This is a genomic window from Okeania sp. SIO3I5, from assembly GCF_010672085.1.
Taxonomy (GTDB): Bacteria; Cyanobacteriota; Cyanobacteriia; order Cyanobacteriales; family Microcoleaceae; genus Trichodesmium.
Genome location: NZ_JAAHHT010000149.1, coordinates 1 through 9,800, shown reverse-complemented (window position 1 = coordinate 9,800; position 9,800 = coordinate 1). Strand labels below are relative to the sequence as shown.

Here is a 9,800-nt window from a genome sequence, read left to right as displayed (position 1 = left end):
TGTGAGCGACGATCGTTTGAAAATAATACAAACAACTTAATCCGTGTATCCGTGGCCAAATCCCTGTGAGCGACGATCGTTTGAAAATAATACAAACAACTTAATCCGTGTATCCGTGGCCAAATCCGTGTGAGCGACGATCGTTTGAAAATAATACAAACAACTTAATCCGTGTATCCGTGGCCAAATCCGTGTGAGCGACGATCGTTTGAAAATAATACAAACAACTTAATCCGTGTATCCGTGGCCAAATCCCTGTGAGCGACGATCGTTTGAAAATAATACAAACAACTTAATCCGTGTATCCGTGGCCAAATCCGTGTGAGCGACGATCGTTTGAAAATAATACAAACAACTTAATCCGTATATCCGTGGCACAATCCGTGTGAGCAACCAGAAACCTAAGCAGACGCGGATTTTGCCACGGATGCACGGATAGATTAACGAATTTCTGTTTACTATCGAATCAAGACCTCTCCCCCCTGCCCCTCCCCCTCTCCTACGAGGAGAGGGGAGAAACTCCCCCTTCCCTTGCAGGGAAGGGAGTTGGGGGGTTAGGTTTTTGTCTGCCTACTCTAATCCCTGCAATTTCTTTTTTGCCCACTCCCGCAGTTGTTCGTCTGGGTCGTTTGTTGCTCTGTCTTGTAATAGTGGCAGGGTTTGCGGATGGCCTGGATATTGTTCGATAATTGCTTCTAGTGCTATTTGTCGAGGGTTGTCTTGATACTTATGTTCACGTTGAAAGGGGTCATTGAGGGCAGTGTGATAAAGCAATTCAAAAATTCCCGGTTCATGTTTCCAGCCAGTAGCTATTTGTCGGACCGCTTCACATTGTACATCCCAACTATTATCAGACTCTAGACTTTGTTTGAGTAAATCTAAAATTCCTGGCTCATGTTTCCAACCAGTAGCTATTTGTAGCACTGCTTCACGTCGCACTTGCCAATGATCATCAGACTTTAGACTTTGTTTGAGTAAATCTAAAATTCCTGGTTCATGTTTCCAAGTAGTTATTTGTCGGACTGCTTCACGTCGGACATACTGACTCTCATCAAACTCTAAACTTTGTTTGAATAATTCAAAAATTCCCGGCTCATCTTTCCAACCAGTGGCTATTTGTCGCATTGCTTCAAGTCGCACAACCCAATTATCATCAGACTCTACCCATTGTATAAGTAACTCAAAAATTCCCGGCTCATGTTTCCAACCAGTAGCAATTTGTCGCACTGCCTCCCGCCGCACACTCAAACTATTATCAGACTCTACCAATTTTATGAGTAAATCTAAAATTCCCGGCTGATTTTTCCAATCAGTAGCAATTTGTCGTACTGCTTCAACTCGCGCATCTGAATCATCATCAGACTCTACCAATTGTTTGAGTAACTCTAAAATTCCAGGTTCATCTTTCCAACCAGTGGCTATTTCCAGCACCGCTTCAAGCCCTGCACTCGGACTATTACCAGACTCTACCCCTTGTTTAAGTAAATCTAAAATTCCTGGCTCATCTTTCCAACCAGTAGCTATTTGTAGCAGCACTTCAACTTCTACATCCCAGTTCTCATTAAACTCTACCCATTGTAGGAATAACTCTAAAATTCCTGGCTCATCTTTCCAACCAGTAGCAATTTGTCGCACCGCTTCAACTCGCACACTCGAACTACTGCCAAACTCTACCCATTCCTTGAGTAAACCTAAAATTCCCGGTTGATGTTTCCAACCAGTAGCAATTTGTCGTACCGCTTCTCGTTGTACATCCCAATCATAATCAGCCTCTACCCATCCTTTGAGTAACTCTAAAATTTCTGGTTTGCCTTTCCCCAAAGAAGCAATTTGTAGCACTGCTTCCCGTCGTACATCCCAACCAGTATCAAACCATACCCGTTGCTCAAGTAACTCTAAAATTCCTGGTTTATCTCTGTATAAAGCAGCAATTTGTCTTACTGCTTCCCGCCGCACAACCCAATTATAATCAGATACTAGCCATTTTTTGAGCCAAGTATAGGTTAAAGGATCATCCCTCCAGGTTGCAGCCACAACTGCCACAGCTTGAGCGCGAATTTTACGAACCAAGGCTGCATTTTTATGATAAATTTTTTCAGAGTCAATGTTATAAGATTTGTAAGAATAATTAAGGTCATATTCAGTCAAATCTTTTAACCTTTTTAATAACCGATTCCCCACATCACCAATACTCTGACGACTCCTAACTTCAAACAAACAGTTTCCCGCCAAAAACAAATTCTTAAACTCTTCCTTTTCCCCATCTTGCTCCATCAAATAGCTAATAATTTCTCCCACAAACTTCGCATCTATCATCCCTGCAATTAACCGTAAAACTTCATGCCATTTTTCATCCTGCCAATGCTGACCAAAAACTTCCTTAATCAGTTCATCTTTAGAAATTCTCTGCTCTGTTTCAAACTGCCAAACAAACTCCCTCGCACAAAAATATTCCAAAAAAGTTCGATGCACAAAAGCATAATATTCAGCTCCAACAAAACATAAAATAAAATTCCGACTCCGCAACTGTTCCATCAGCGCCCTCGCCACAGTTCTTGCATCATTAATATCTACACTTTTTAGATACTCTGAAATAATCTTTTCTAAATCATCTCCCAAAATCAAATTACCAGCTAAACCTGCAACATTCCCCTGCATAAAATGAGCAACTCGACGCAAAATTGCCTGCTTATCTTTATAGTCAATACTTATCGGGTCAATCTTCGCATCAATTAATGCTCTTTCCATATCCCATTGATGCAATAAAACCCGCGAAGCTTGATTATAAAGTTCTGCCCTATCTCTCGGCAATTCTTGATGACGATTCAAAATAGCCATCATAGTTAATAACAGTGGATTTCCCGACAATTGCTTAATAGCTGGAGAATCCTTAATTGCTCGTTTCAACCTTTCTCTTTTTCTCTCTCTTTCCGCCTCATCTTGATAAGTCAAATCATGCCAACGTTGAATAAAATCCTCAACTTGTTCCTCTGCCAAATCTTGCAACATAAAATGATAAAACTCAGCATTCCGGAGTTTTTGTGGCTTATAACCAATTACCCGCGAAGTAACAATAACCCGCACATTTTTATAGTCATTAGTAAACCGATGAATATCAGTAACTACCTCTTCTCGTTTGGCAGGGTCAAAAACTTCATCTAACCCATCAAACATCATAATTACATCACCATTTTGTAATTTTTCATGGAGTTCTTGTTGAGGCAAATGGCAAGTTACACCACTACCTTTTTCCAAAAATTCCAGAAAATCCTTGCATTGATTAGCATTATGGTTACGCACATAAGTCCGCAGTTCAATTAATAAAGGAATTGGCTTTAAAGGCAAATCTATCGGTGGTAATTCTGCCCATTCTAAAGCGATATATTGTAATAAAGTAGATTTGCCAGAACCGGGGTCTCCCAGAATAACTAAATATTTATAACTGCTATCTTTAACTAATTCCAAAACCGAGCGAATAGGCCGATCTAAATATTTGCGACGGGCACCTTCAAATTGTTCTGGAGAAAATTCTGCCTCTAACTCTCCAGTCTCCTTTAATCGTTGGAGATATTCTTTAGGAATTTCATGTAATTGAGGCATAAATTCTTGAGATTCCCGCACATTTTGAGGAATAAACATTCGCCATAATTTCAAGTCATTATAACCATAACCACTGGTATCTAAACTCTCTAATTTGAGATTGCCATATTGTTCTAGGATTCCCTCTTGATGTTTTTCCAGGTCAAAATCTGGTTTAATTTCAAAGTTTTGATTTGCCAGTCTCTCAATATTTTTTGAATCAAATATTTTCCGTAATTCATCAGACTCACTCCGAATCGCTTTAGCTCTTTTCAGATATATTTTTGCCACTCTTTCCCAACTAAATTCATCTGGCAAAGGTGGATTAATTTCATTCCCAATAATAGCTAATGTCTTGGTATCTAAAATTATTACATTTTCCTTAAAAGGACTACCCAAAATTTCTGAAACTGACTTATTTTTAATAAACAGTTTTAAAGGTTTAGTATATTGCTTTAACTGAGCTTCATCTAAATCTGCATATTCCAATTCTTGCTGTACTAATTCTAAAAATTTGTTAATAGCTTTTCCCGTAGCTTTTTGTAAAGGTTCTTGATTTGTTAACCCTTTAATCACATTACCTAAGCTAGTCTTAAAAAAATCCTTAACATAATCCTTAGCAGCATCTTTAGCTAAATCTTCCAGAATAGGTTTAAACACAAAACCAACCGCTTGAGTCACTCCCCAAATAGCTAACCAATCAACCATAATTATTTAACCTCAATATTTTTATTTTTAATTAGTTAGGACTTACGCAAATTATTAGAAAATACGCTATTTGTAGAGGGCGAATGCCATTCGCCCCTACTCAATATGGAGATTCTGCGTAAGTTCTGTTAGTATAACTTTTTCTTCTAATAAATGTAGGTAAGCACAAATAAACGTCACTATTTCAATAATGAAAATGCTATTTGGGCAGAAAATATCTTGAAAAAACAAGGATTAATATCTGATTTATAGGGTGGCATTGCCATACTTGTTTGATTGTATTTTTAGCGATCGCTCCAGCATAATCAGTGATAAGTTTGTAGTAGGGTTTCAGCCCTATCTACCTTATCTACCTTCGGGCTGAGACCTATACTACGAGCTTTCAAAAAACAGAAAAATTAATTTATGCTTAACTTCAGCTAACTATGACAAAAACTCTTATATAATGATATGGAGTTTTTACGTAATAGGAGAAACAAAAAAAAATTTTTCTTTGATTCAATCCTCTTTTTTTCAAGGAGAGCTAATTACTAATTATTAATTACTATAGCGTTTCCCAGAGTCTAATGGTACATCTATATTTTATTTTTATTCTATTCCCTGTTCCCAGTTAAGTGTTCCCTAAAACCTAGAATTTTGTACCTAACAAGTATGGGAATTACTATAATTATTAATTATTAATTATTATACGATAATTCCTAAGTCAAATATAATTAAAATAATCGTTAGCTAAAAATCTATCGGCATGAGTTATTGCCTCAACCCCAACTGTCAAATTCCCCAAAACCCCGACTCGAATAAATATTGCCAAAATTGCGGTTCAAAACTACTACTTAAAGACCGCTACTGCCCCTTAAAACTAATTGGGCAAGGAGGTTTTGGCAGAACATTTTTAGCTATTGACGAAGATAAACCTTCCAAACCTTACTGCGTTATTAAACAATTTTTTCCCGCTTCACAAGGCACTAATAATATTAATAAAGCTGCCGAATTATTTGAAAAAGAAGCTACCAGGTTAGATCAGTTGGGCAAACATTCCCAAATACCTGAACTCATGGCACACTTCACCCAAGATGGGCGACAATATTTAGTACAAGAATTTATCCCCGGACAAAACTTAGATCAAGCGCTGAAAATTGCAGCACCCTACAACGAAGAGCAAATAAGGAGTTTGCTGAAAAATTTACTGCCAGTGCTGGGGTTTATTCATTCTCATAATGTTATTCACCGCGACATTAAACCAGAAAATATTATTTGCCGTCAAAATAGCGATCGCCAGTTAGTATTGGTAGACTTTGGCGCTGCTAAATATGCTCTGGGTACGGCACTCCTGAAAACAGGTACAACTATCGGCACTCCCGAATATACTGCTCCCGAACAAAACCGAGGCAAGGCGGTATTTGCCAGCGACTTATATAGTTTGGGGGTGACTTGCTTGCATCTATTAACCAAGGTTTCCCCATTTGAATTATTTGATGTGGGTGAGGGAACCTGGGTGTGGCGACGTTATTTACGGAATAATTCTGTGAGTGAAAAATTGGGTTATGTTTTGGATAAACTGGTGGAAAATGCAGTCAACCGTCGTTATCAGTCTGTTGATGCAGTTATGGAAACTTTAAATGCAGACGCTCAAGTTAATTTGACTCTTATTCAAGATAAAACTGCTCTCCAAACACCAGAAGTTACACCTGCACCTGTACCGATTCAAACTTGGAAATGCGTACAGACTTTCATCAGTCATAAAAAATGGGTTTGCTCTGTTGCTTGGAGTAATGATGGCAAAATTTTGGCGAGTGGGAGCGAGGATGAAACTATTAAGTTGTGGGAAGTAGATAGTGGTAGAGAAATATTGAGTATTCGCGGACATTCCGGTTATGTCAACTCGGTTGCTTTTAGTCGGGATGGCAAAATATTAGCGAGTGGGAGCGATGACAAAACTATTAGACTTTGGGAAGTTAAAACCGGAAAACTTCTTTGCATTCTCGGTGACTGGAGTCGGGGAGAATATTTTGGTCATTCTCAAGGAGTTACAGCGATCGCTTTTCACCCAGACGGCAAAACTTTAGCTAGTGCGAGTAAAGATAAAAGTGTGAAGGTTTGGCAACTGGGGAACGATATTTTTGATCCTAACTACGGGAAAGTGATAATGAATTTGACCGGACATTTACGACCAGTGCGAGCGATCGCTTTCAGTCCAGACGGGAAAACTTTGGCGAGTGGGAGTGAAGATAATACGATTAAAATATGGGATTTAAGTTTAGGTAATACTGTTAAAAATCTATGTAATTATTATCAGGGAATACATTATATTTATGCAGTTACTTTCAGTCCTGATGGTAAAGTTTTAGCTAGTGGCGATCGGGATAAAAATATTAAAGTTTGGCAAATAGAAAGCGGTGAAATATTACAAACTTTAGAGGGACATTCTAGGGATGTTTATACAGTAACTTTTAGTCCTCAAGGAGATATTATTGCGAGTGGTAGTGAGGATGGAACTATTAAAATTTGGGATAGGAAAACTGGTCAGCAAATCGGAAATTTAGAAGGTCATTTAAAATATGTTAATTCTGTTACTTTTTCTAGAGACGGAAAGAGTTTAGCTAGTGGTAGTAGCGATAATACTATTAAAATTTGGCGACAGGAGTAATCAATTCAAAATTCAAAATTCAAAATTCAAAATTTGTAAGGATTCAGCTATTAGCTGTCAGCTCTCATCTCAGCTTTTTAATAAATTAAGCAAGCATCAGCTTTTACCCATACTTTTAATTCTTTTAAATCACAAAGATGCCAATTCCTTCTCTCAAGAGAATCAAATTGATAGCTGAATGGTGACTGCTGAATGCTTACCAAAATGCAAAGTTAAAAACTAGATAAATTACTTTAAATTTTGTCTACCTAGTTAACTATTTAAAATTCAAAATTCAAAATGCAAAGTTAAAAACTAGATAAATTACTTTAAATTTTGTCTACCTAGTTAACTATTTAAAATTCAAAATTCAAAATGCAAAGTTAAAAACTAGATAAATTACTTTGAATTTTGCCTACCTAGTTAACTGGAGCTAGAAAATTAAGAAAAAAAGTGTACCTTAACAAAACACAGAAAGACTATAAATAAAAAATTTAGACAGTGTTAAATCAGTAAATAATTTAATCTTTATTTAGAGGAGTAACTAATTCAAAATTCAAAATTCAAAATTCAAAGTTAAAAACTGGATAAACTACTTTAAATTTTGGCTACCTAGTTAACTGTGGCGAGAAAATTAAGAAAAAAAGTGTACCTTAACAAAACAGAGAAACGCTATAAATCAAAAACTTAGATAGTGTTAAATCAGTAAATAATTTAATCTTTATTTAGAGTAGGAAATAGCGGGAATAATTTCATAAAATACCAACTAATATAAAATCCACTTAATTCTGTATAAAAAAATATTCTTCTCTTTCAAAATTCACCCTACTTCCTACTCCCTACTCCCTATTCCCTAAAGTCTTTAAAGAAAAAATATGATTTACTGCCTCAAAGAAAACTGCAAAAATCCCAATAACCTATCTGATACAAGAATCTGTTTAAGTTGTAATTCTATGTTAATACTAAAAGACCGCTATAGAGCCATCAAAATGATTGGTCAAGGAGGCTTTAGCAAAACTTATTTAGCAGTAGATGAAGACAAACCCTCTAAACCACCATGTGTTATTAAACAGTTTTATTTTGTATCACAAAATGATGCAGATAGAAAAAAAGCAATTCAACTATTTGAACAAGAAGCAGAAAGATTAGATAGTTTAGGAAAACATCCTCAAATAGCCGAACTATTAGCCAACTTACATGATGATTATTGTCAATATTTAGTACAAGAATTTATTCCCGGAAAAAACTTAGCTCAAATCTTAGAAACAGAAGGTAAATTCTCAGAATATCAGATTCGAGAACTATTAAATAGCCTTTTACCAGTCCTAGAATTTATTCACTCTCACAAAATTATTCATCGGGATATTAAACCAGAAAATATTATTCGTCGTCTACAATCGAATTCTGCCTATAAAACTGGATTTAGAAATCAATTAGTATTAGTAGATTTTGGTGTAGCAAAAAAGTTAACAGGTACGATCGCCGGAACTCCCGAATATGTGGCTCCAGAACAACTAAAAGGTAGAGAAAACTTTGCCAGCGATTTGTATAGTTTAGGGGTAACTTGTATTTATTTACTGACCAATGTTTCCCCATTTCAACTATTTGATACTGGAGAAAATAGATGGATATGGCGAGATTATTTAGTCGATAATCCTGTCAGTGAAGAACTGGGAAATATTCTGAATAAATTAATTGCTGAAGCGACAAACAAACGTTATCAATCTGCTGTAGATGTTTTAAAAGATTTGAATTATGGGAAATTACCACCCCCACCGCCACCTCCACCAAATTTACTCAAAATTTCACAGCCAAAAATTTCTCTCAAAGATACTACTCATGTACCAGGATTATATCTTCATTCTTGGGGAAAACCTCAAACTATTTCTAGTCATTTAAGTTCAGTTTCATCAGTTGCTATTAGTCCTGATAATCAAATGTTTGCTAGTGGTAGTTTTGATCAAACTGTTAAATTATGGAAGTTATCTACAGGAGAATTATTAAACTCTTTTATGGCATCTAATGTAGTCTTATCAATTGCTTTTAATCCTCAAAGTAATGCCTTAGCAATTGGTAATGTTGGAGGAATTATTAATATTTGGGATTTAGCTACAGGTACGGTAAGTTGTAGTTTATCTAGACATTCTGATTCTATTGTTTCAATGCCAGTAACATTTAGTCCGAATGGAGAATTTATTGCTAGTGGAAGTGACGACAGAATTATTAAAATTTGGCATCAAAAAAGTTGTCAACTTTTGTACAGTATTAAAAATTCACGGGGAATAAATGTTGTTGCTTTTAGTCCTGATGGAAAAATTCTTGCTAGTGGCAGTAGCGATAATATTATTAAATTTTGGGATGTAAAAACGGGTAAATTAATCAGTGAATTAGTTGGGCATACCAGAGATATTAATACAATTGCTTTTCGTCCTGATGGAAAAGTTTTAGTGAGTGGTAGTAGCGATAAAACTATTAAATTATGGTCTGTAGAAAAATGTGAATTAATCAAAACAATTACCGGACATTCTGATTGGGTTAGAGCTGTAATTTGTTTGGATAAAAAAACGATGATTAGTGGTAGTGCAGATAAAACTATTAAAGTTTGGAATATGGAAACTGGAGAAGTTATTGAGACTTTGAGCGGACATTCTAAGGATGTAAATTCTGTGGCAATTAGTGCTGATGATAATACTATTGTGAGTGGTAGTAGCGACAATACTGTGAAAATTTGGCGCTGCGAGTAAATTCAGTTATCAGTTATCAGTTATAGCATTTCTCATAAAGATGAGGTACAGTTACGATCCCCCTAAATCCCCCTTGAAAAGGGGGACTTTGAAGACTCCCCCCTTTTTAAGGGGGGCAGGGGGGATCTAAAACTGTATCTCAC

The 9,800-nt window shown here is 36.2% G+C and carries 5 protein-coding genes; 2 read left to right on the top strand and 3 right to left on the bottom strand.

The features are described from left to right. Window positions 1-100: 100 nt before the first annotated feature. The 3 genes from F6K40_RS26490 to F6K40_RS26480 all read right to left on the bottom strand — a co-directional run bounded on the left by F6K40_RS26490 (window position 101) and on the right by F6K40_RS26480 (window position 4,287). Window positions 101-223 (bottom strand): hypothetical protein, encoded by a 123-nt coding sequence (locus tag F6K40_RS26490; protein ID WP_293140094.1) that lies wholly within the window; start codon window positions 221-223, stop codon window positions 101-103. Window positions 224-228: 5 nt separating this feature from the next. Next, window positions 229-378, bottom strand: coding sequence for a hypothetical protein (locus tag F6K40_RS26485; RefSeq protein WP_293140093.1), 150 nt, complete (start codon window positions 376-378; stop codon window positions 229-231). Between the two features lie 192 nt (window positions 379-570). After that, on the bottom strand, window positions 571-4,287 hold the full coding sequence (locus F6K40_RS26480) for a HEAT repeat domain-containing protein (protein ID WP_293140092.1): 3,717 nt from the start codon (window positions 4,285-4,287) through the stop codon (window positions 571-573). A 745-nt stretch (window positions 4,288-5,032) separates the two neighbouring features. Here F6K40_RS26480 and F6K40_RS26475 point away from each other — a divergent pair. Together F6K40_RS26475 and F6K40_RS26470 are read left to right on the top strand one after the other, a co-directional pair. After that, window positions 5,033-6,934, top strand: coding sequence for a WD40 domain-containing protein (locus F6K40_RS26475; RefSeq protein WP_293140091.1), 1,902 nt, complete (start codon window positions 5,033-5,035; stop codon window positions 6,932-6,934). Window positions 6,935-7,866: 932 nt separating this feature from the next. Continuing rightward, window positions 7,867-9,657 carry a serine/threonine-protein kinase gene (locus F6K40_RS26470; RefSeq protein ID WP_293140090.1) on the top strand — a complete coding sequence of 597 codons (1,791 nt, stop codon included), beginning with the start codon at window positions 7,867-7,869 and terminating at the stop codon, window positions 9,655-9,657. The last annotated feature ends 143 nt before the right edge of the window (window positions 9,658-9,800 follow it).